The 21781-nt window shown below is 63.7% G+C and carries 18 protein-coding genes; 12 read left to right on the top strand and 6 right to left on the bottom strand.

The features are described from left to right. The first annotated feature begins 19 nt into the window (after positions 1–19). The 4 genes from MOV80_RS21015 to MOV80_RS21005 all read left to right on the top strand — a co-directional run bounded on the left by MOV80_RS21015 (position 20) and on the right by MOV80_RS21005 (position 3701). Positions 20–1732: a ribonucleoside triphosphate reductase gene (locus tag MOV80_RS21015; RefSeq protein WP_081576086.1), complete on the top strand. Its 1713-nt coding sequence runs from the start codon at positions 20–22 to the stop codon at positions 1730–1732. Between the two features lie 22 nt (positions 1733–1754). Further along, the gene (gene nrdD / locus MOV80_RS23510) at positions 1755–1934 is read left to right on the top strand and encodes an anaerobic ribonucleoside-triphosphate reductase (RefSeq protein WP_275975388.1); all 180 of its coding nucleotides are present in this window, start codon (positions 1755–1757) and stop codon (positions 1932–1934) included. Then, positions 1921–2622, top strand: a complete 702-nt coding sequence (locus MOV80_RS21010) for an anaerobic ribonucleoside-triphosphate reductase activating protein (RefSeq protein WP_081576087.1) — start codon at positions 1921–1923, stop codon at positions 2620–2622. The genes nrdD and MOV80_RS21010 overlap by 14 nt, the downstream gene beginning before the upstream one ends. A 278-nt stretch (positions 2623–2900) precedes the next feature. Then, positions 2901–3701 carry a LuxR family transcriptional regulator gene (locus MOV80_RS21005; RefSeq protein ID WP_118266473.1) on the top strand — a complete coding sequence of 267 codons (801 nt, stop codon included), beginning with the start codon at positions 2901–2903 and terminating at the stop codon, positions 3699–3701. A gap of 15 nt (positions 3702–3716) precedes the next feature. On the opposite strand, the gene MOV80_RS21000 is transcribed toward MOV80_RS21005, so the two are convergent. After that, the gene (locus tag MOV80_RS21000; protein ID WP_191186278.1) at positions 3717–4382 is read right to left on the bottom strand and encodes an acyl-homoserine-lactone synthase; all 666 of its coding nucleotides are present in this window, start codon (positions 4380–4382) and stop codon (positions 3717–3719) included. 413 nt (positions 4383–4795) lie between these two features. Between MOV80_RS21000 and MOV80_RS20995 the strand changes: the two genes are divergently transcribed. Beyond that, the gene (locus tag MOV80_RS20995) at positions 4796–5977 is read left to right on the top strand and encodes a nitronate monooxygenase family protein (RefSeq protein ID WP_081576090.1); all 1182 of its coding nucleotides are present in this window, start codon (positions 4796–4798) and stop codon (positions 5975–5977) included. Between the two features lie 89 nt (positions 5978–6066). On the opposite strand, the gene MOV80_RS20990 is transcribed toward MOV80_RS20995, so the two are convergent. The 3 genes from MOV80_RS20990 to MOV80_RS20980 form a co-directional block, all read right to left on the bottom strand. Beyond that, the gene (locus MOV80_RS20990) at positions 6067–6861 is read right to left on the bottom strand and encodes a MetQ/NlpA family ABC transporter substrate-binding protein (RefSeq protein WP_019104596.1); all 795 of its coding nucleotides are present in this window, start codon (positions 6859–6861) and stop codon (positions 6067–6069) included. A 79-nt stretch (positions 6862–6940) separates the two neighbouring features. Further along, positions 6941–7618: a methionine ABC transporter permease gene (locus tag MOV80_RS20985; RefSeq protein ID WP_019104597.1), complete on the bottom strand. Its 678-nt coding sequence runs from the start codon at positions 7616–7618 to the stop codon at positions 6941–6943. Next, the gene (locus tag MOV80_RS20980; RefSeq protein ID WP_019104598.1) at positions 7618–8628 is read right to left on the bottom strand and encodes an ATP-binding cassette domain-containing protein; all 1011 of its coding nucleotides are present in this window, start codon (positions 8626–8628) and stop codon (positions 7618–7620) included. The genes MOV80_RS20985 and MOV80_RS20980 overlap by 1 nt, the downstream gene beginning before the upstream one ends. 218 nt (positions 8629–8846) lie before the next feature. Between MOV80_RS20980 and MOV80_RS20975 the strand changes: the two genes are divergently transcribed. After that, on the top strand, positions 8847–10202 hold the full coding sequence (locus MOV80_RS20975) for an aldehyde dehydrogenase family protein (RefSeq protein WP_107732927.1): 1356 nt from the start codon (positions 8847–8849) through the stop codon (positions 10200–10202). A gap of 30 nt (positions 10203–10232) precedes the next feature. Here the strand turns inward: MOV80_RS20975 and MOV80_RS20970 are convergent, their stop codons facing one another. Then, positions 10233–12560 carry an N-6 DNA methylase gene (locus tag MOV80_RS20970; RefSeq protein ID WP_052052274.1) on the bottom strand — a complete coding sequence of 776 codons (2328 nt, stop codon included), beginning with the start codon at positions 12558–12560 and terminating at the stop codon, positions 10233–10235. Between the two features lie 179 nt (positions 12561–12739). Between MOV80_RS20970 and MOV80_RS20965 the strand changes: the two genes are divergently transcribed. Together MOV80_RS20965 and MOV80_RS20960 are read left to right on the top strand one after the other, a co-directional pair. Beyond that, the gene (locus MOV80_RS20965) at positions 12740–14386 is read left to right on the top strand and encodes a methyl-accepting chemotaxis protein (protein WP_249605456.1); all 1647 of its coding nucleotides are present in this window, start codon (positions 12740–12742) and stop codon (positions 14384–14386) included. Between the two features lie 426 nt (positions 14387–14812). Then, complete coding sequence (locus MOV80_RS20960; protein WP_043594059.1) at positions 14813–16450, top strand: APC family permease; 1638 nt, start codon at positions 14813–14815, stop codon at positions 16448–16450. A gap of 18 nt (positions 16451–16468) precedes the next feature. Here MOV80_RS20960 and cynR read toward each other — a convergent pair whose 3' ends face one another. Beyond that, positions 16469–17395, bottom strand: coding sequence for a transcriptional regulator CynR (gene cynR, locus MOV80_RS20955; RefSeq protein ID WP_249605455.1), 927 nt, complete (start codon positions 17393–17395; stop codon positions 16469–16471). A 109-nt stretch (positions 17396–17504) separates the two neighbouring features. Between cynR and MOV80_RS20950 the strand changes: the two genes are divergently transcribed. From MOV80_RS20950 to MOV80_RS20935, 4 genes are all read left to right on the top strand, one after another. Beyond that, complete coding sequence (locus MOV80_RS20950; protein WP_200123120.1) at positions 17505–18140, top strand: carbonic anhydrase; 636 nt, start codon at positions 17505–17507, stop codon at positions 18138–18140. A 41-nt stretch (positions 18141–18181) separates the two neighbouring features. Then, positions 18182–18652, top strand: a complete 471-nt coding sequence (gene cynS / locus MOV80_RS20945; protein ID WP_043594065.1) for a cyanase — start codon at positions 18182–18184, stop codon at positions 18650–18652. Between the two features lie 350 nt (positions 18653–19002). Then, on the top strand, positions 19003–20562 hold the full coding sequence (locus tag MOV80_RS20940) for an OPT/YSL family transporter (protein ID WP_019104605.1): 1560 nt from the start codon (positions 19003–19005) through the stop codon (positions 20560–20562). A 60-nt stretch (positions 20563–20622) separates the two neighbouring features. Continuing rightward, positions 20623–21552: a DUF1177 domain-containing protein gene (locus MOV80_RS20935; protein ID WP_019104606.1), complete on the top strand. Its 930-nt coding sequence runs from the start codon at positions 20623–20625 to the stop codon at positions 21550–21552. Positions 21553–21781 lie beyond the last annotated feature (229 nt).

Here is a 21781-nt window from a genome sequence, read left to right as displayed (position 1 = left end):
AACTTCACTAGATATAGAAATGAGCACAGCTTCCGCGCCCGCCGCCATGGTGGATGCCATCTCCGCGATCGACGAATATCTGGACCGGGCCGACTGGCGGGTCAACGCCAACGCCAACCAGGGCTACAGCCTGGGTGGCCTGATCCTCAACATCGCAGGCAAACTCACCGCCAATTACTGGCTGGAGCGGGTGCTGGCGCCGGAAGTTGCCATTGCCCACCGCCAGGGGGATCTGCACATCCACGATCTGGACATGCTGTCAGGCTACTGCGCCGGGTGGTCGCTGCGCACCCTGTTGCAAAATGGCTTCAACGGCATTCCCGGCAAGGTGGAATCCGCGCCGCCGCGCCATCTGTCTTCCGCCTGCGGCCAAATCGTCAACTTCCTCGGCACCCTTCAAAACGAGTGGGCCGGCGCCCAAGCGTTTAGTTCCTTCGACACCTACCTGGCCCCCTTCGTCAAAAAAGACGGGCTGAGCTACGCCGACGTGCGCCAGTGCGTTCAGGAACTGATCTACAACCTCAACGTGCCCAGCCGCTGGGGCACCCAAACCCCGTTCACCAACCTGACCTTCGACTGGACCTGCCCAGACGACATCGCCGAGCAGATTCCGGTGCTGGGCGGAGAGGAAATGCCGTTCCGCTACGGAGATTGCGCACGCGAAATGGCGATGATCAACCGCGCCTACATCGAAGTGATGCTGGCCGGCGACGCCAAGGGGCGCTCCTTCACCTTCCCCATCCCCACCTACAACATCACCCGCGACTTCGACTGGCACGGCGAGAATACCGATCTCTTGTTCGAAATGACCGCCAAATACGGCCTGCCCTATTTCCAGAACTTCGTGAACTCCGACCTGGAGCCGCAGATGGTGCGCAGTATGTGCTGCCGGCTGCAACTGGACTTGCGGGAACTGCTCAAGCGCGGCAACGGCCTGTTCGGCAGCGCCGAACAAACCGGCTCCGTCGGCGTGATCACCATCAACTGCGCGCGTCTGGGCCACCGCTTCGCCGGCGACTACGCCGCGCTGCTGGCCGAAACCGACCGCTTGCTAGAGTTGTCCCGCGACGCCTTGGAGAAAAAGCGCAGCGAAGTGCAAGCGCGCATCGACGACGGCCTCTACCCTTACACTCGTCACTTCCTGGGCTCGCTGCGCAATCATTTCAGCACCATAGGCGTCAACGGCATCAATGAAATGATCCGCAACTTCAGCGCCGATCGCATCGACATCACCAGCGACGAGGGCCACCAGTTGGCCTGCGACTACTTGGACCACATCCGCCAGCGCATGGTCGAGTTCCAGGAAAGCACCGGCCACCTGTACAACCTGGAAGCCACCCCGGCGGAAGGCACCACCTACCGCTTCGCCAAGGAAGACCGCAAACGCTATCCCGGCATCCTGCAAGCCGGCAGCGACGCTCATCCTTATTACACCAACTCCAGCCAATTGCCGGTGGGCTTCACCGACGACCCGTTCGAGGCCCTGCAACGTCAGGAACTGCTGCAACGCAAATACACCGGCGGCACCGTGCTGCACCTTTATATGACCGAGGCGGTCAGCAGCGCCGACGCCTGCCGCGAACTGGTGCGGCGCGCGCTGTCCCGCTTCCGCCTGCCCTATATCACAGTAACCCCCACCTTCTCGATCTGCCCCAAGCACGGCTATCTGTCCGGTCACCACGAATTCTGCCCGCGCTGCGACGCGGAACTGCTGGCGCGCCAGTCTTCATAAGCCCTTTAAGAAAGGAAAGCCCATGACCCCTCCCACCCTCATCCCCGGCCAAGACGCCGCCCCGCTCAATGACGAGCAGCGCACCCGCTGCGAAATCTGGACCCGTGTGATGGGCTATCACCGCCCAGTGCAGTCCTTCAATATCGGCAAGCGGGGAGAATTCGACGAACGGGTCTGCTTCAGTGAACATGCGGGCCGCTGACCCCGCAGCAGCCCGCATCGGCGGGCTAACGCCGTTCTCCAGCTGCGACTGGCCGGGCAAGCTATGCGCGGTGGTCTTCCTAGCTGGCTGCCCTTGGCGCTGCGACTACTGCCACAACCCGCATCTACTGCAGCGCCGGAACGGCGAAACCCGCTGGCCGGACATTCTGCGCTGGCTGCAAAGCCGGGTCCGTCTGCTCGACGGCGTGGTGTTCTCCGGCGGCGAACCGCTGCAGGAACCGGCGTTGCCGGCTCTGCTGGAACAGACCCGCGCGCTGGGCTTCGCCACCGGCTTGCACACCGGCGGCGCCTATCCGCAGCGCCTACGCCGGGTTCTGTCTCTGCTCGATTGGGTCGGCCTGGACATCAAGACCGATTTTGGCGCCTACCCGGCACTGACCCACCTGTCGCGCAGCGGCGAGCAAGCAGAGGCCGCGCTGCATTGTCTGTTGCAAAACAACATCAATTTTGAATGTCGCAGCAGCATACACCCTCACTGGCACAGCGAACCCCAACTGGCGGCGCTGGCGCGGCGTCTGGCGGCGCTGGGCGTCGCCGACTATCACTGGCAACGCCTCCGCCCGCCTCCATCCGCCGCCTTTCCCCCAGCCCCCGCCGGCTGGCCCGCGCCGAAACTGGTAGAAGAGATCGCGCCTTTGTTCCAGCGCTTCAGTTATCGGGAACACTGACAGAAGGTCCAGTTTTCCGGGCTTGTCCCAGCGCCTCCCTTATGACACCCCGAGTTCTCCCCTTGTTTGCCCCCCTCCGGATAGCACCAAATAAGTCATTGATCAATATAATTATTTCTACTTACGGATTTTTGGACAGGCAATTTGTTATAATGTCGGCGACGAATGCAACAGTCGCTGTTCTTGGCACCAGAACAAGGAGTTAGCGCTTCCCATGCCTTTTGCATGTGGGCTACTATCCAGCAGCGTAAAACCACAAGATCAAGAAAGATTTGCTCATGGTCATCTCAAATTCCGCGATAGCACGGCCGCTGCCCAGCGGTCTGTCCGCGAGTCAGCAATGGACATTGCTGGAATGGATTCACCTTGCCGGACAAATCGAAACCGAAGCCGAGCTCAGGGGGTTTCTGGACATGTTGCTCAGCCAGGCACCCTCCGAACACATGGTGCTAGCGCTGGGTCGCATCAACCAGCACCAGCAGATTCAGCGGCTGGAGCGGGTCTTGAATGTCAGCTATCCCACGGAATGGCTGAAGCATTACATGGAGGAAAACTACGCCCAGCACGATCCCATTCTGAAGATCCATCTGGGCAGCGGCCCGGTGCAGTGGCAAGAACGCTTTAGCCGCGCCAAAGGTAAGGAAGAGCGCAAGTTCATTGCCGAGGCCGCCACCGTTGGGCTGGAAAGCGGCGTCACCTTCAGCGCCGCTTCCAAACGCAATAATCTGGGTTGCATTTTCTCCGTCAGCGGCAAAGACGCTAGCGCCGATCCCAATCTGGTAGCCATGCTTGAATGTCTGACGCCACACCTGCACCAAGCCGCTGTCCGCATAGCCAATCTGGCTCCGGCCACTCCCAGTTCCATGCCGCTATCGCAGCGCGAATACGATATTTTCCACTGGATGAGCCGCGGCAAGACCAATTGGGAAATCGCCACCATTCTGGACATCAGTGAACGCACCGTGAAGTTTCACGTCGCCAACGTCATCCGCAAGCTGAATGCCAACAATCGCACCCACGCCATCGTGTTGGGTATGCACTTGTTGCCGCCCCCCGGAGGACTGCAGGTCAGCGATTAGCTGAAGCCGGCCAGCTTAAGCCCACGCGGGAGCATGCGCACGGTCGTATTCCATCCAGGAACGGACGCACTCTCTTGGCGCCGCGACTTCCCGTCGCAGCGACTTGATGAACTCCGGATCAGCCTGCTCCCAGTCAAAGCATCCCGCAACCGACATCACCCCGCCATCCAGCGGCTGCGGCACGCCTACCGGCAGTATTGGAAAGCCCATTCGCGACAGATGCCGATAAAAAGACGGCTCCACCACGAAATACAACCAACGCACCTCATTGGCGCGCGACCACTCCCATAAGCTCAGATACAACAAGCGTGCAATCGCTCTCGTCTCAGAACCGGAAATCGTTTTCCCCACTGCGAAGCGAGTGATTTCCCCGCAGCCCTCGCCTTTGCGGATACGTTCCCCCGGTGCCAGCAAACGGGAAAATTCCCGCTCGATCATGAATGGCTTATCGCCGGCGGTGAAACGGGCCGATCCCACCACTTGATTCTGAGCAATCACCGCCAGATTGTCGGAGAACGCGTCGTAATCATCCAGGTCGAGGCCGTCCGGCCTAATGGGCACCCACCTCAGTTGCTCACGAAATACTTGGTGGCGAAACTTCAACAAATCGATTTCATACGACGTTGCATTGACCTTCTCCATCAGCAAACCTCCCAGTTCCAGTGGAAAGAAATGCGCCATTTTATTTTCTCCAATCATCACGTTACTGGCACGGGCACTGTAAAAGCAGGGCTGAACTGGGAAATCTGACCAAATGGACAGGAGTCGATTTTTTGAAATGTGCTACGGCAAGGAAAAACGGAGAGTTTTTCCCCTAGTTGTCGTAAGACTTCCCCAGTTTTACTCTCTCACCAAAAAAATTCCATACGCATAGCAATGCACGCACAAATGGCTTAACTAAAAATATCATCACTAAAATCAAAAGTTTGCGTACTATCTTCAGTCGGGACAACAACACAAGCCATTGAAGAATCAACCTTTTTCTCTAGTTAAAAAGCGAGCTGTCCTTAGTTTTTTTGCCCTAGAGCAAAGACTCTTAATCCCACCGCACTTACGATCGCCTAGTTATTCACCCGTACCCGCATCGTTGCTAAATGACCACAAATTCCTCGCTCTACGCTCCCTTGCAGATAGGGCAACGCGCTCTGCTTCCCATCGTGCAAGGGGGAATGGGCATAGGCGTCTCCGCCAAAAGCCTGGCCGGCCACGTCGCCCGAGAGGGCGCGCTGGGCACTGTGGCCAGCGTCGATCTGCGCCATCTGCACGCTGATCTGGTCGAGCAGTCGCAACACGCTCGCGGTCAGGCCGAACTTGATCGCCTCAACCTGATTGCGCTGGATCGCGAAGTGAAGGGCGCGCTGACTTACGCCCAGGGCCGCGGCATGGTGGCGGTCAATGTGATGAAGGCCGTGGCCTCTTATCCGGACTACGTGCGTCAAGCCTGCGAATCCGGCGCGGAAGCGGTGGTAATGGGCGCGGGCCTGCCGCTGGACCTGCCGGAGATGACCTCGGGCTTTCCCAAGGTGGCCTTGATCCCCATCCTGTCCGAGGCGCGCGGCATCGGCATTGTGCTCAAGCGCTGGATGAAAAAAGGCCGGCTGCCGGACGCCATCGTCATCGAGCATCCCAAACACGCCGGCGGTCATCTGGGCGCGGCCAGTCTCGCCGAGCTGGACGCCGAACGCTTCAGCTTCCAGAAAGTGCTGGACGAAACCCGACAGCTGTTCAAAAGCCTGCAACTGGAGAGCGAGCGCATCCCGCTGATCGTCGCCGGCGGCGTCAACAGCTTCGAGAAGATGAAGGCCTGCATCCAGGACTTCGGCGCGTCCGCGGTGCAGATAGGCACCGCCTTCGCCGTCACCCGCGAGGGCGACGCGCACGACAACTTCAAGCGCACGCTGGCGGAGGCCAAGCCGGAAGACATCGCCGAATTCATGAGCGTGGCCGGCCTCCCGGCGCGCGGGGTGCTGACGCCCTTCCTGAAAAGCTATCTGAAGCGCGAGGCCATCTTGCAGGCCAACGCCAAAGCCGACCCGGCGCGCTGCACTCAAAGCCTCAATTGCCTGAGCGCCTGCGGCCTGCGCGACGGCGTGGCCAAGATGGGCCAGTTCTGCATCGATCTCAAACTCGCGGCGGCTTTCCGCGGCGAAGTGAGCAAGGGGCTGTTTTTCCGAGGCGCCGATCCGCTGCCTTTCGGCGATGCGATGCGCAGCGTCAGCGAAACCATCCGCTATTTCCTGACCGGAGAGAAACCGGCCGATCTCGCCGCGACATGAGTCGGCGTGAAGACGCCGATAAGACAAAGCCCCGCAGAGCGGGGCTTTGTCGTTCAAACCCAGAGATACCGGGCGCCTAAACAAGAAGTTCAGAACGCCGGGATCACCGCGCCTTGGTACTTGCTCTCGATGAATTTGCGCGCTTCCGGGCTGGCCAGCGCGGCGGCCAGCTTCTTCACGCCCACGCTGTCCTTGTTGTCGGCGCGCGTCACCAGCAGGTTGGCGTACGGCGAAGTGGTCTCGATGAACAACGCGTCGCGCTTGGGATTGAGCTTGGCTTCCAGCGCGTAGTTGGCGTTGATCAGCGCCAAGTCCACCTGCGGCAGCACGCGCGGCAACGTGGCGGCTTCCAGTTCCTTGATCTTCACCTGTTTAGCGTTGGACGCGATGTCTTTCACCGTCGGGTACAGATTATTGCGGTCCTTCAACTTGATCACGCCGCCCTGGTCCAGCAGCAGCAAGGCGCGGCCGGCGTTGGTCGGGTCGTTGGGAATGGCCACGGTCGCGCCCTTGGGCAGGTCCGCCACTTTCTTGAACTTGCTGGAGTAAGCGCCAAACGGTTCGATATGCACCGGCTTGCTGGCCACTACCAGCTTGGTGCCGCGATCCTTGTTGAACTTGTCCAGATAGGGAATGTGCTGGAAGAAGTTGGCGTCCAACCGCTTCTCGGACACTTGCAGATTGGGCTGCACGTAGTCGTTGAACACCTTCACCTCCAGCTTGACCCCTTGCTTGGCCAGGGTCGGCTTCAACGCTTCCAGGATTTCCGCGTGCGGCACCGGGGACGCCGCCACGGTGACGGTCACCAGGTCTGCGGCCAGCGTCTGAGCGCCCCACAGTGCGGTCACGGCGGTAAAGGCGAAGCGAGCGATATTCTTTTTCATGATGCGTTTTCCTCTATTCAATACAGGTTTTGGATTCAAATCTGTTCGAGTTTCCGATGGCGGCCGATGCGCGCTGCGCTCAGCCGCGTTGACAGCGCAGCACTAGCCGGTCGCCGAAACTCTGGATCAACTGCACCAGCAACAGCAGCAACACCACGGTCACCACCATCACCTCGGTCTGAAAACGCTGATAGCCGTAGCGAACCGCCAAATCTCCCAGGCCGCCGCCGCCGATGACGCCGGACATCGCGGTGTAGGACACCAGCGCCACCGTGGTCACCGTCGCCGCGCCCACCAGGCCCGGCAAGGCCTCCGGCAGCAGTACATGGCGCACGATCTGGCCTAGGCTGGCGCCCATGGACTGGCTGGCCTCGATCACCCCCCGGTCCACTTCGCGCAGCACGTTTTCCACCAGTCGAGCGAAAAAGGGCGAAGCACCGGCCACCAGCGGCGGAATCGCGCCCGCCACACCTATCGAAGTACCCACCAGCTTCAGCGTCAGCGGGATCATCACGATCAGCAAAATCACGAAGGGCAAGGAGCGGAACACATTGACCAGGAAAGACAGCGTGGCGTACAAGCGCGGCCGCGACAGCAATTGACCCGGCGAGCTAACGTACAGCACCACGCCCAGCGGCAGGCCGAACAGCACAGTGAACAGCAACGAGGCGCCCAGCATGGTCAGCGTGTCCAACGTGGCCTGGCCTATTTCCAGCCAGTCCATGCTCAATAATTGGGTCCAGTCGAAACCTTCCATCACAGCACCTCGCAACGCACGCCATGACTGGCGAATAATTCAGGCAGGCTCTCCAGCGGAGCCTTCGACTCGATCACGCCGGCCACCAATTGGCCAAACGGCGTGCCCTTGATCTCGGACAGCGTGCCGCTGACCAGGTTGAAGCGGGCGCCCGCTTCCTTGCCCACCACATCCAACACCGGCTGCAAGGTGGGATCGCCAACGAAAGTCAGCTTGATCAGCGGCGCGCCCACGCGCTGCTGCCAGGTCTGGCGCGCTTCTTCGTGATACAAGCCGGTTTCCGCCAATAGCCCGCGGGTCACCTCGTGCCGCGGGTGCAGGAACACGTCCAGCACCGGCCCCTGCTCCACCACGCGGCCGTGGTCCAGCACCGCCACCTGATCACACAATTGGCGGATCACGCGCATCTCATGGGTGATCAACACAATGGTCAGGCCAAGCTGGCGGTTGATGTCGGCCAGCAAGGTCAGAATGGAGTCCGTGGTTTCAGGGTCCAACGCCGAGGTCGCCTCGTCGCACAGCAACAATTCCGGATGATTGGCCAGCGCGCGGGCGATGCCGACGCGCTGCTTCTGGCCGCCGGACAATTGCGCCGGGTATTTGTCGCGATGCCCGGACAGTCCCACCAAGGTGAGCAGCTCTTCGACGCGGGCGTCCATATCGGCCGCGGACACGCCGCCGGCCAATTCCAGCGGAAAGCGCACATTGCCGGCCACGGTGCGCGACTTCAGCAAATTGAAATGCTGAAACACCATGCCGATGCGCTGGCGGCGCAGTTGCAATTGCCGGCTGTCCAGCGCGGTCAGATCCGTGTCGCCCAAGCGCACCGCGCCGCGGTCCGGGCGCTCCAGCAGGTTCAAGCAACGCACCAAGGTGCTCTTGCCCGCGCCGGAACGGCCGATGATGCCGAACACCTCGCCCTTGGCCACCTTCAGGCTGACGTCAGCCAAGGCCGGCACTTCGCGCCCGTCCACCCGGTAATGTTTGTATAAATTCTCTATTTCAATCATGCCTTGCCTCTGAATCCCGCCATCCGTCAACGCCACTGCTTGGCGATTGCAAACCAGTCTATAAGCAAGTCACATAAAACCTAAAGAACTATAAATTTAACCATTTATTCAAATTAGAAATATAACAAGCAAATCGCCGCGGAATTGACGACGCTCACCCCCGGGTCCGGGGATTTTTGCTACATTGTGTCTTTGCTTGCATACCAATACAGCACGTCATGACCGCCTTTACCAGCTGCAACCCCGCCACAGGAGAAGTCGTCTACACCCGCGCCGCCTGGCCGGAAACCCAACTGTCCGTCGCTCTCGCCCAACTGCGCGAGGCGCAGCGCCTGTGGCGCGAGCTGACCGTGGCCGAACGCGCCGGACAACTGCTTCGCCTGGCCGATCAACTGCAGGCCCATCGCGAAGAACTGGCCGGCCTGGTCACGCTGGAGGTGGGCAAACGCACCGCCGAATGCCTGGCGGAAATCGACAAATCCGCCCAGTTGATCCGCTACTACGCCCAGCTGGCGCCGGAGTTGCTGGCCTCGCTGGAAATCCCTACCCAGGCCAGCCGCAGCGGCGTGGCTTTCGAACCGCTGGGCACCGTGCTGGCGGTGATGCCGTGGAATTATCCGATCTGGCAGGTGCTGCGCTTCGCGGTGCCGGCGCTGATGGCCGGCAACGCCTGCCTAGTCAAGCCGGCGCCGTCGGTTCCGCAATCCACCCAGCGTCTGCTGGAGTTGGCGCGCGCCTCGGGCCTGAGCGTGCTGGACGTGGCCTGGATAGATCATGATCAAGTGGAAGAGGCCATCCGCCAGTGCGACGCGGTGGCCTTCACCGGCTCCACTCAAACCGGGCGCGCCATCGCGGCGCTAGCCGGTCGCCACCTGAAAAAGACCGTGCTGGAGTTGGGCGGCAGCAACCCCTTCATCGTGCTGGCCGACGCCGACGTCGCCGCCGCGGCTCAGGACGCGGCCAACTCCCGCTTCCGCGACGCGGGCCAGAGCTGCAATGCGGCCAAGCGCATGATCGTGGTGCCGGAAATCGCCGAAGCGTTCATTGACGCCTTCTGCGCCGAAGCCACCAAACTGCGCGCCGGCGACCCGCGCCACCCCGCCACCACCTTGTCGCCGCTGACCCGCGCCGATCTGCGCGAAGCGCTGCACGCCCAAGTGCTGGACGCCGTTGCACACGGCGCCGAGCTGCGGCTGGGCGGGCAGATGCCGGCCAGCCCCGGCTTCTTCTACCCGGCCACGGTGCTGGACCGGGTCAACCCGGATTGCCGCGTTTACCACGAGGAAGTGTTTGGCCCGGTGGCCGGCATTTTGCGCGCGCGCGACGAGGCCGACGCGTTGCGGCTTGCCAACGACACTCCATTCGGCCTGGGGGCCAGCATTTACAGCGCGGACAAGGAACGCGCCTGGGCGCTGGCGCGCCAGATCGAAGCCGGCAGCGTGTTCATCAACCGCCACACCAGCTCGGACTTGCGCCTGCCTTTCGGCGGCGTCAAATCCTCCGGCTATGGCCGCGAGCTGTCCGAGTTCGGCCTGTACGAGTTCGTCAACGTCAAAACCTACTGGCAAAAATAAGCCGCCGTCGCAACGGCGGCCGGCGGGCCTTTAGTCTTCCGACGAAAAGCGCGCCAACAACGCGCCGCGTCGCGCCTGCCATTGCAGCAGGCGCTGTTGCAGAGCGTGCAAGGCCTCGTCCTGGCGCGTCAATTCCTCCACTAGCTTGCGTTGCTCGCTCAACGGCGGCACGGGCAGCGGGATTTCCGCCAGCGCCTCGAAGCCGAACTCGGCCCCCTCCACCGCCGCGCCCAGCCGCTCCAGACAAAAGCGCCACCCTTCCGACTGCCGGTAGCACTCCAGGAAAGCCGGCGAGATCCGGGCCTCGTCCAGCGCGAAAGCCCTCTGGTCCGCCGTGGTCAGCACCGGAGCGTCGTCGGCGTTGCGCGCCAGCGCGCCCTGATACAAACGCGCCGGATCGAAGGCGAAAGCGTTGGGCGGCAGCGCCGTGCCCAAGCCCTCTCCTGCACGGCGCCAGCCGCCGCCCTCGGTGACTTCCAACAGTTCGCCCTCGGCGGTGGCCTCCAGCGGCGCGGCCAGCTCTCCCAATTTGCACACTTCCCAGTTGCCGGGAATCACCCCCAACGGACTCGGTTTGAACGATTGATGCGGACTCCACTTGCCCATGCGCCGGGTGCCGTAGCCGCGGTTGAGCAAAGCCTGGATGCCGCTAGGACGCAGCTTGCGCTTGGCGGCGAACTGGCAAGACAGCAACTCCAGCTTTTCATCCGTCAAGGCCAGGCACCCCTCCAGTTCACCCTCCTCCACGCGCCAGCCCTGCTCTTCCGTGAAGAAGGCCGCCAACCGCGAGTCCAGCGCCTGTTCCTGCTCTTGCAAGGCGGCCAGCTCAGTGGCCAAAGCCTCGGGGTCCACGATCTCGGCCGCCTCATCCTGGGCGAAGTAACGCTGTACGTTCAAATTGCCCCGGTGGCCTTGCTTGATCTCGCGCAGCCCCACCAGGCGCAGATAGTCCGGCTCCTCCGTCTCCTGCTCCACCGCGGCGCGGTAGGCGTGTAGAATATGCTCGATGTCCTCTTGCCGCAGCGTGTTCTGCACCCGGCCGCGGCCGAATTCCTTGCTGGCGTCGACAATAATCACCTTGTTGCGCAGGCCCGCCGGTTTGTTCTTGTTCAACACCACCACGCAGGTGGGCATGCCGGAACCGTAGAACAAGGCCGGCGGCAAGGCGATCACTCCCTCGATGCGATCGCCGGACTGGCCTTGGCTGCCAAACAGCAGGCCGTTGCGGATGCGGCCCTCGTCGCCGTCGCGGAACAGCACGTCGTGCGGCATCACCAGCGCGGCGCGGCCATCCTCTTTCAAGGTGGCCAATACGTGCTGAACGAAGGCGTAATCGCCGAAGCTGCGCGGCGGAATGCCATAGCCAAAGCGCTTATGCTCGTCCGTCAGCTTCTTGTAATTGGGCTCGGCCGGACGCTTGCGGCGGCGCTTCTTGCCGTCGGCGGGCGGCGGTTCCACCACCTCGGCCTCCAGCGGCGTCCACCAGTTTTTCACCGTGAACGGCAGCTGCGCCACGATGCGGTCGAAGCGAGGCAGCCAGCCTTCCGGGGTCAGGTGCTTGGGCTCCACCAGGGTGTCCCCCAATTCCAGACTCATCTCCACGCCGTGGAAATAAGCGCACAGCTTGGCCATCGCCCAAGTGGCCGGCAGTTTTTCCTGGCCGAACAACTCCAGCGCAACCCGGCCGTCCGGCAAGCGGCCGCCCGGCCGCGCGCCCATCATGCGCCAGGCGTCAAGCAAGGTGCCGGCCGCGCCGCAGCTGGGGTCGTACAGGCTCTGGCCAGGCTGAAGCTCCGCCAGCCGCAGCAGCAACTGGCTGACCGGCGCCGGCGTGGAAAAGGCGCCGCCGCGCTTGCCTGACTCCGCCGCGTAGCGGCGCACCAGCCCTTCGCAGACCTCGCCCAGACGGGACGGGTCCTCCAGATCGGCGTCGCCCAGCTTCAGCGCGCCGATATGGTTCATCAAGGGGTGCAGCACCTCGTCGCTCAAACGCTTGTGGCCCTGATATTGCGCAACGCTGAGCACGCCGGCCAGCGCCGGGTGATGTTCCTCGATGGCGGCCACCGCCTTGTCAAGCGCCTCGCCTATGCCTTTCTTGCGCTCTTGCAGGCCGGGCCAGCGCGCGTGCTGCGGATAGACGCCGTACTGTTCCTGCACCACGCCCTCGGCGCGCTTGCGGCTCATGCCCTCGGCCGCCACCCGCGCCTGAACCCTCTCCACAAACACATCGTGCAGGCGCTTGAGCACAAATAGGCCAAACACGTGGTTCTTGTAGTCGTACAGGTCCACTTGCTCGCGCAGCAGTTCCGTGGACGCCCACAGCTCCTGTTCCAACTGGTCCGGGGATAGCAAAGTCATAAGCCAACAACCAAGTTAAATGACAAACCCGGCTATTTTAGCCGCAACGTCGCGCAGCGTCGGCAAAGAATGGTCGCGGCAATATGGTTCCCTACAGGACAATTCATCTTCACGTCATTCTACCGTCATCCGGCGCGCCTAGACTGCGACTCTCCTGTATCGCAACGCACGACATCATCATGACTTTGGCCAAACGCCTGTGGCTGACCATCTTCTTCACCCTCGCCAGCCTGGCGCTGGCTCTCATCCTCACCGGACAGCAACTGAGCGGCCTGACCCGCGCGGTGGACCGCCACAGCGCGCGTCAGCAATTGAGCGCCAGCCTCTACCAACTCAAAGCCGGCGTGTTGCAGCTGTCGCGGCTGGACCCGCTGCTGCCGGACAGTCCTGCGCGGCTGCGGGATACCAGCCTGGCCGTGGCGCGCCTGACCGGCGACATCGCCGCCGGCCTGCCCGCCAATGAAGCCGCACCCTTTCGTCAGGCAGTGAGCCGGCTGTGGCAGGACTACGAGCGCAATCTGAGCAGCGCGCTGGCCATTGCCGAGACCGCGCCTCAGGACGCGCTGTCCATTCCGGAACAAGCCTGGCAGCAAAGCCTGCAGCCGCTGGCGGCCTTGCTTGACCGCCAACAGGCACAGGAACAAGGGCGGCTGGCCCAGGAAACCGCGCAATTGCAGGACACACTGCAAGGCATGGCCTGGCTGACGCTTGGGCCGCTGGCGCTGGCCAGCCTGGTGGTGGCGGCGATTCAGTTGGCGCTGGCGCGGCGACTGAAGCGGCAGTTGCAGGCGATGGCCGCTTCAGCCGACGCGCTGGGGGAAGGCAATCTGGCGGTGCGGCTACCGGCCCAGGGCCGCGACGAGCTGGCCGCCACCGCCGGCCGCCTGAATCAGTTTCTGAACAAGCTGAGCGACTTGCTGCGGCAGGTGGAAGCCGACGCCCACCGTAGCGGCGGCGACTGCCAGCGCCTGCAATTGCTGACTTTGCAAGTGGCCGACGCCAGCCGCCAGCAAAGCGCCAAGGCCAAGCTCAGCAACGAGGCGGCCCACGCGGTGGCCGACAGCGCCCAAACCGTGGCCGGCCATCTGCAACAGGCGGACGCCCACACTCGTCAAGCGGCGGACGATACCGGCCGCGCGCGCGAACTGGGCCGGCTCAACGCCGAGGCGATGCGGGCGCTTGCCGACACTATGGGATGCGCGCAAACGGAAATGCGCCAGCTCCAACTCAGCCTGGACGACATCGCCGGCGTCAGCGGACTGATCCGCGACGTGGCCGAGCAAACCAATCTACTGGCGCTCAACGCCGCCATCGAGGCCGCGCGCGCAGGCGAAAGCGGCCGCGGCTTCGCCGTGGTGGCCGACGAAGTACGCAAACTGTCGGAGCGCACCCGCGCCGCCACCGGCAGCATCTTCGACGCGCTGGGCCGCGTGGAGGGCGCCACCGGCTCGCTGCACGCCGCGCTGGAGCAAGCCGGCCACGCCTGCGCCGACAAGCTGGACTCGCAACAGGCGCTGGATCAGGCGCTGCTGCAAGTGGACACGGGGCTGGAGCGCTTGAATCGCTTGATGGCCGACATCCGCGAGCACAGCGCCGCCCAGGCTCGCGCCGGCGGCGATATTCGCCAACACGGTCACGAGGTGGCTCACCTCGCCGCCGCCATCGACCAGCACATGCAGCAAGCCGCGCCGGTGATGCAGCACTTGGCCGCCGGGGCGCAGGATTTGAATCAGACCCTGAGTTGGTTCCGCATCGACGCGCCGGACGCCGAGCCAGCGCCTTCCGCTGCGGCAACCGATTGGCGGCTGCTGCAACAACCGGCTTAGCCGCCGCGCCGGCGTCAATTAGGCAGAAAATTGCCGCCGGATCACGCCTAGAGCATTTATTCAATTTAAACCCTTGCCATTCGCCTAAACACGCAATAGATCACCCATTTCCTCGCCACTTTCAATCTTTTGTCATGCTTGAAATAAGCTAGCGAGTACATTTCGTTACATACCGTAATGAAAAGCAAAGGTAGATTAGCCCCCTCTTATAAAAGAGCACATTAGACCGGGCCCACCCGGCATCCGGGACAAGCTCGCCGGCGCCCTCCGCGCCGACGCATCCAGCACGCCGTCATTCTCCATGCCATGCCCTCCGCCCCGGACGGCCGGGCGAGCGCGTCGTGGCCGGAACTTGTCCCCATCGCTTGCCCGCCGCGTCCGGGACTGACTCTACCGGGCCGTCGGGTTTTCAGACAGGAGATACCTTTGACACAGCAACACTCCCGCCATATCGGCCCCGTCGCCCTGATGCTGACCGGCCTGGGCTCCATCATCGGCTCCGGCTGGCTGTTCGGCGCCGCCCACGCCGCCCAGATCGCCGGCCCAGCCGCCATCGTCGCCTGGATAGTCGGCATGGTGATCATTCTCTCCATCGCCCTCAGCTACGCGGAACTGGGCGCCATGTTCCCGGAAAGCGGCGGCATGGTGCGTTACGCCCGCTACTCCCACGGCTCCCTGCTCGGCTTCATCGCCGGCTGGGCCAACTGGATCGCCATCGTGTCGGTGATCCCGATCGAGGCCGAAGCCTCGGTGCAATACATGAGCTCCTGGCCTTACGCCTGGGCTCAACACCTGTTTTCCAACGGCGAACTGACCCCGCCCGGCCTGATGCTGGCCGCGCTGCTGGTCATCGTCTACTTCCTGCTCAACTACTGGGGCGTGCGCCTGTTCGCCAAGGCCAATAGCGCCATCACCATCTTCAAGGTGATCGTGCCGGCGCTGACCGTGGGCGCGCTGATCTACAGCGGCTTCCACCCCGGCAACCTGGGCGGCGACACCCCGGGCGGCTTCGCGCCGTTTGGTTGGGCCAGCGTGATGACGGCGGTGGCCACCAGCGGCATCGTGTTCAGCTTCAACGGCTTCCAAAGCCCGATCAACCTGGCCGGCGAGGCCCGCAACCCGGGCAAGAGCGTGCCCTTCGGCGTGGTGGGTTCCATCCTGCTGGCGGCGGTGATCTACGTGGCGCTGCAAGTGGCCTTCATCGGCGCGCTGTCGCCGGCGGACCTGGCCCACGGCTGGCAGGGTCTGAACTTCAGCTCGCCCTTCGCCCAGCTGGCGATGGCGCTGGGCCTGAACTGGCTGATGCTGCTGCTGTACTTCGACGCCTTCGTCAGCCCCAGCGGCACCGGCGCCACCTATATGGCCACCACCTCGCGCATGATCTACGGCATGCAGCGCAACGGCACCATGCCGGAGATCTTCGGCCGCATCCACCCGCTATATCACATTCCGCGTCCGGCGATGTGGTTCAACCTGGCAATCTCCTTCGTATTCCTGTTCTTCTTCCGCGGCTGGGGCACGCTGGCGGCGGTGATCTCGGTGGCCACGGTGATTTCCTACCTGACCGGCCCCATCAGCGTGGCCGCGCTGCGCCGCTGCGCGTCCGATCTGCCGCGCCCGCTGCGCCTGGCCGGCCTCGGCGTGGTCGCGCCGTTCGCCTTCGTCTGCGCGTCCCTGGTACTGTACTGGGCGCGCTGGCCGCTGACCGGCGAGATCATCTTCCTGATCGTGGCCGCCTTGCCGGTGTACTTCTGGTATCAAGCCCGCGCCGGCTGGCCGGAGTTTGGCCGCGAACTGAAAGGCGCGCTGTGGATGGTGCTCTACCTGCCGACGATGGCGCTGCTGTCCTACATCGGCAGCCAGGACTTCGGCGGCATCGGCCTGTTGCCCTACGGCCCCGACATGGCGGTGGTGGCGGTGGTATCTCTGGCCTTTTACTACTGGGGCGTCAACAGCGGCTGGCGCACGCGTTATCTGGACGCCGAGCATGACGCCCACGCGGTAGCCAATATGGAAGCCGCCGAGAGCGCTGCGCGCGGCAAGCTGGCCGGCCAGCAAGCCTAAACCTCTCCCGGGAGCCGCTCAGCCGGCTCCCGCCGCGGGCGGCCTCGCGCCGTCCTCGGCTTCCAACTCCTCTCCCAAAGCATCCAGCACCGGCAGAAACGCCCGCAAAGCGGCGCTGCGATACGCGGCCTTGCGCGTCAGAACCGCCGCCGTGCGCGCCGGCAACGGTGTTTGCAATCCCACTGCCCCCAGCTCCGGATGCCGCCGCGTGATCGCCCTCGGCAGGATGGTGGCGCAATCGCTGTGGCGGACGATTTCCATCACCGCGCCGATGCTGTTGGCCTGCGCCGCGATCCGCGGCTTTAGGCCCAGATCCCGGAAATAGCGATCGATATGGCCGCGGGTGGCGAAATCCGCGCTCAACAGCGCCCAGGGCGTCTGCGCCAAAGCCTCGGCGTCCACCGCTTCCGCCTGTCGTCGCCATGGGTGGCCCTCGCCCACCACCACGGCCAGGGTTTCGCTGAACAGCGGCCGCGCATCTATCTCCGCCGAACGCGCCTGATCGAACGCGATACCCGCGTCGATCTCGTCCTCCAGCAAGGCCAGCTCGATGGCATCCAGCGTCGCCTCGAGCACGCATAGTTCTATGCCGGGGTAGAGGCTGCGCAGCCGCGCCGCCAGCGGCCCCAACAAGTAACTGGCGAAAGTCGGCGTCATCGCCAGCCGCAAACTGCCGCGCGACAAATCGCCGACATCCCGGGTGGCTCGCCGCGCCGCCTCCAACTCGCGCAACGCGCGGCGCGCGTATTCCAAATAAGCGGCGCCGGCGTCGGTTGGCCGCACCGTCCGCCCGCCGCGGTCCAGCAACTGCGCGCCCACCGTCTCTTCCAATTGCTTGATCTGCTGCGACAACGTGGGCTGCGAGACATGCAGCGCTTCGGCTGCCCGGGTGAAGTTGCCGTGCTCGACGACAGCCTGCAGGTAACGGATATGTCGAAGAATCATGCGCCCAAACTATAGGAAATAATTATGGAAATCATTCTATATCGGTCTTGGACCCTATAGAAAAAAAGCCTCATCCTTGGCACATCCCTTCCCCGCCAAGGAGCAAGCCATGCAAGCCCTCATCGACGGCTTTCTGAAATTCCAACAGGAAGCCTATCCCCAGCGTTCAGCGCTATTCCGCCAACTGGCCGACAGCCAGGCCCCCGGCGCACTGTTCATCACCTGCTCGGACAGCCGCGTGGTGCCGGAACTGCTGACGCAACAAGAACCCGGCGGGCTATTCGTGATCCGCAACGCCGGCAACATCGTTCCCTGCTACGGGCCGGAACCGGGCGGCGTCACCGCCTCGGTGGAATACGCGGTGGCCGCGCTGGGCGTCGCCGACATCGTGGTCTGCGGCCACTCCGACTGCGGCGCGATGACGGCGATCGCCAACGGCCATTGCCTGGACCATCTGCCAGCGGTGGCCGGCTGGTTGCGCCATGCCGACTCCGCCAAAGTGGTCAACGCGGCGCGCCGGCACGACAACGCCCGCCAGCGGCTGGACGACATGGTCAAGGAAAACGTCGTCGCGCAACTAGCCAATCTCAAAACCCATCCAGCGGTGGCGCTGGCGATGCGCCAGGGCCGGCTGACCCTGCACGGCTGGGTCTACGACATCGAAACCGGCGCCGTCCTGGCCCTGGACCACGCCAGCCAGCGCTTTGTTTCCCTAGCGGATTTTCCGCTGACCCGCGCCGCCTGAAAGCGGCGCGTCTCCCGCAAACCCAAAGAAAGGACCATCCCATGCAACACTCCAATATCAATCAGGATCTCCGTATAGAACTGACTGCCCGCGCCCTCGCCGCCAAGGCCTTGAAAGACCTGAGCTGGGAGCAAGTGGCGGCCGACACCGGCCTCAGCCTGGCCTATGTCACCGCTGCCGTGCTGGGTCAGCATGCGCTGCCCAAACCCGCCGCGGAGCTGGTCTGCCAACGGCTGGGCCTGAACGCGGCCGACGCCTTGCAGCTGCAAACCATTCCCTTGCGCGGCAGCATTCCCGGCGGCATTCCCACCGATCCCACCATTTACCGCTTCTATGAAATGATCCAGATCTACGGCACCACGCTGAAGGCGCTGGTGCACGAGAAGTTTGGCGACGGCATCATCAGCGCCATCAACTTCAAGCTGGACATCCGCAAAGTGGAAGACCCGGACGGCGGCGAGCGCGCGGTGATTACACTGGACGGCAAGTTCCTGCCCAATAAGCCGTACTAAGACCCGCTAACAAAACCCCTGATCCTGCATTGCGTCGATTTGTCGTACTCAAGTACTGCCTGCGTCGGCGCGCCTTGGCTCAGATAGGCTGCGCGGTTTTGTTAGCGGCTCTAAACCTCCCTCCAGCCTTGCTGGATTCAACTCCGCTTCACGGATAGCGATGGGCCAGCCCCATTCCGCCTAGCGGCGCATCTTGCGCCGCTATTTTTGCTCACCGCAAAACACCGGCAGCGCTCAGGCCGGGCCGACCAAGGCCGCTTGACACCGCTGACGCCGCCCTTTTAGTTTGCAAGTTAACTTTCTCAAAGAGCGCAGCCTGCCGCGCCGCAAGCCAATCAGGAGGTCACGCCATGCAAGAGGACAAACCGGTCACGGGCATCGCCACCCTGGCCATGCTGCTTGCGCTCGCCATCCTGGGCGCCATCATCGGCATCCAGTTGCTGAGCACCCTGGGCATCACGCCCAGCACCTCCATCATTGGCGCGCTGCTGGCGATGCTGCTGTCGCGGCTGCCCTGGCGCGTATTCCGGCCTTACCGTTCCATTCATACCCAGAACCTGGCGCAGACCGTAATCTCCTCCGCCACCTTCGGCGCCGCCAACAGCCTGCTCATGCCCATCGCGGTGCCTTGGGCCATGGGCATGCCCGAGCTGATCCTGCCTATGTTCTGCGGCGTGGCCGCCGCCATGCTGTTGGACGGCTATCTGCTCTACCGCATGTTCGACACCCGGGTCTTCCCGGCCGGCAACGCCTGGCCGATAGGCACCGCCACCGCCGAGGCCATCCTCGCCGGGGACCGGGGCGGCCGCAACGCGCGCCTGCTGCTGGCCGGCATGAGCACCGGCATCGTCGGCGCCCTGCTCAACATACCGATGGCGGCCTTTGGCACCGCCTTCATCGGCAATATCTGGGCGCTGAGCATGTTCGGCCTAGGCCTGCTGCTGCGCGCCTACGCCGAACCCATCGCCGGCCTCGACCTCAACGCCCACTACCTGCCGCACGGCGTAATGGTGGGCGCCGGCCTGGTCGCCTTATTCCAAGTGGCCAGCGCGATCCGCGGCAAGCAGGCCGATAGCGGCCGCGCCGCCACCCCGGACCGCGAGGTGCGTCACGCCTTGGGCCTGGGCGCCGTCGGCTATCTGCTGATCTCCATGCTGCTGGCGCTGGCTGGCGGCCTGTGGAGCGAGATGGCGCTGCCCATGCTGCTGCTGTTCGTGCTCTACGCCGCATTCGCCGCCTTCGCCCACGAACTGATCGTGGGCATCGCCGCCATGCACTCCGGCTGGTTTCCGGCATTCGCGGTGGCGCTGATCACCTTGATCATCGGCATCTTGCTCGGTTTTCCCCCGTTGGCGCTCTGCCTGTTGACCGGCTTCACCGCCGCCACCGGTCCGGCCTTCGCCGACATGGGCTTCGACCTGAAAGCCGGTTTCATCCTGCGCGGCCACGGCCGGGACCTGGCGGCGGAGCTGCATGGACGGCGCGTGCAGATGTGCGCCGCCATGGCCGCCTTTATCATCGCCATCCCGGTTGTCTGGCTGGTCCACACCGGCTATTTCGCCCAGGATCTGCTACCGCCCGCCGCGCGGGTGTTCGCCAAGACCATCGCCGCCGGCAGCCAGACAAACCTGGCCTACTCCCTGGGCCTGTGGGCTATTCCCGGCGCTCTCATCCAATGGCTGGGCGGCCCCCGCCGCCAACTCGGCGTGCTGCTCTCCACCGGCCTGCTGATCAACAGCGCGGCCGCGGGCTGGGCGGTGCTGCTCGGCATCGCCTTGCGCCTCTTCATCCACCGCCGCTGGGGGGAGGCAGCCCGACCGCCGATGGAAGTGATCGCCGCCGGCTTCATCGCCGGCGACGCGCTCGCCAGCTTCTTCGGCTCCCTATTCACCACGCCCGGCAAACGCTGAGGACCGGCTCGCGCGCTCACCGGCGGCGAATATCTGCGACACCAGACAAGGAGACATGGCATGAGCTTGCAACAAACCCTACAAGCATTTGAGCTGCTGGATAGCGCCAAGGTGGGCGGCCGGGACATCGTCGAACTGTTCGCCGCCGATCCCGGCGTCCGCGCCGTCAGCACGCGCGTCCAGGGCGCCAAGGGCGGCACTGACTTCGTCCGCATCGACCTCCCCGGCGCCCAGGGCAAAAGCGTCGGCGGCACCGCCCCCACATTGGGCATCGTCGGCCGCCTGGGCGGCATCGGCGCCCGCCCCGGCCGCATTGGTCTGGTGTCCGATGGCGACGGAGCCGTCGCCGCCGTCGCCTGCGCGCTGAAGCTGGCGCAGATGCGGCGCAACGGAGATCAACTGGCGGGCGATGTGATCGTCACCACTCATATCTGTCCCGACGCCCCCATCCTGCCGCGCCAGCCGGTGGATTTCATGGACGCGCCGGTAGACGACGCCACGATGAACCGCTACGAGGTGGCGGCCGAAGCGGACGCCGTGCTGTCGATAGACACCAGCAAGGGCAACCGCATTCTCAACCACAAGGGCTATGCGATCTCCCCCACCGTCAAGGAAGGCTATATCCTGCGCGTGGCCGAGGACCTGCTGCGGATCATGGAAAGCAGCAGCGGCCGCCGGGCGGTGACCTTTCCCATCACCACCCAGGACATCACGCCTTACGGCAACGGCGTCTACCATTTGAACAGCATCTTGCAACCCGCCACCGCGACGGCGGCTCCCGTCGTCGGCGTCGCCATCTGCGCCGAAACCATCGTGCCTGGCAGCGGCACCGGCGCCAGCCATGAAACCGATATCGCGCTGGCGGTGAAATTTGCGCTGGAAGTGGCCAAGGAGTTTGGCCGCGGCGGCTGCCAGTTCTACGACGCCAAGGAGTACGCCCGCCTGCTGGAGCTGTATGGCAGCCTGTGCCATCTACAAGCCCGGCAGTGAGCGAGGACGCTCCATAGCACTCGCTGCGCGGATGAGGACTCGCCTTGCCGATATCGCCTACAGCTTCACCCATGGGGCGGGCTGGCTCCGGACGACTAAAGGCGCCGGCGCGCCCACCAGCGCCTGACGGGCAGTGACCATATTCTTGAACCCCGCCAGGCGATAACACTGCCGCACACAGGTATCGCGGTTGGTCCACTTCCCGGACGCCCACATCTCCAATAAAGCC

Source organism: Chromobacterium sp. IRSSSOUMB001, from assembly GCF_023507765.1.
Taxonomy (GTDB): domain Bacteria; phylum Pseudomonadota; class Gammaproteobacteria; order Burkholderiales; family Chromobacteriaceae; genus Chromobacterium; species Chromobacterium haemolyticum.
This window is presented reverse-complemented; position numbering and strand designations above follow the sequence as displayed.

Coding starts and splice junctions, on each gene's coding strand:
- MOV80_RS20985 (WP_019104597.1), bottom strand. CDS start 7,618: ATGGAAGGTTTCGACTGGACCCAATTATTGAGCATGGACTGGCTGGAA.
- MOV80_RS20990 (WP_019104596.1), bottom strand. CDS start 6,861: ATGAAAAAGAATATCGCTCGCTTCGCCTTTACCGCCGTGACCGCACTG.
- nrdD (WP_275975388.1), top strand. CDS start 1,755: ATGACCCCTCCCACCCTCATCCCCGGCCAAGACGCCGCCCCGCTCAAT.
- MOV80_RS21000 (WP_191186278.1), bottom strand. CDS start 4,382: ATGGCGCATTTCTTTCCACTGGAACTGGGAGGTTTGCTGATGGAGAAG.
- MOV80_RS20995 (WP_081576090.1), top strand. CDS start 4,796: ATGACCACAAATTCCTCGCTCTACGCTCCCTTGCAGATAGGGCAACGC.
- MOV80_RS20975 (WP_107732927.1), top strand. CDS start 8,847: ATGACCGCCTTTACCAGCTGCAACCCCGCCACAGGAGAAGTCGTCTAC.
- MOV80_RS21005 (WP_118266473.1), top strand. CDS start 2,901: ATGGTCATCTCAAATTCCGCGATAGCACGGCCGCTGCCCAGCGGTCTG.
- cynR (WP_249605455.1), bottom strand. CDS start 17,395: ATGATTCTTCGACATATCCGTTACCTGCAGGCTGTCGTCGAGCACGGC.
- MOV80_RS21015 (WP_081576086.1), top strand. CDS start 20: ATGAGCACAGCTTCCGCGCCCGCCGCCATGGTGGATGCCATCTCCGCG.
- MOV80_RS20950 (WP_200123120.1), top strand. CDS start 17,505: ATGCAAGCCCTCATCGACGGCTTTCTGAAATTCCAACAGGAAGCCTAT.
- MOV80_RS20940 (WP_019104605.1), top strand. CDS start 19,003: ATGCAAGAGGACAAACCGGTCACGGGCATCGCCACCCTGGCCATGCTG.
- MOV80_RS20965 (WP_249605456.1), top strand. CDS start 12,740: ATGACTTTGGCCAAACGCCTGTGGCTGACCATCTTCTTCACCCTCGCC.
- MOV80_RS21010 (WP_081576087.1), top strand. CDS start 1,921: ATGCGGGCCGCTGACCCCGCAGCAGCCCGCATCGGCGGGCTAACGCCG.
- MOV80_RS20970 (WP_052052274.1), bottom strand. CDS start 12,560: ATGACTTTGCTATCCCCGGACCAGTTGGAACAGGAGCTGTGGGCGTCC.
- MOV80_RS20935 (WP_019104606.1), top strand. CDS start 20,623: ATGAGCTTGCAACAAACCCTACAAGCATTTGAGCTGCTGGATAGCGCC.
- MOV80_RS20980 (WP_019104598.1), bottom strand. CDS start 8,628: ATGATTGAAATAGAGAATTTATACAAACATTACCGGGTGGACGGGCGC.
- cynS (WP_043594065.1), top strand. CDS start 18,182: ATGCAACACTCCAATATCAATCAGGATCTCCGTATAGAACTGACTGCC.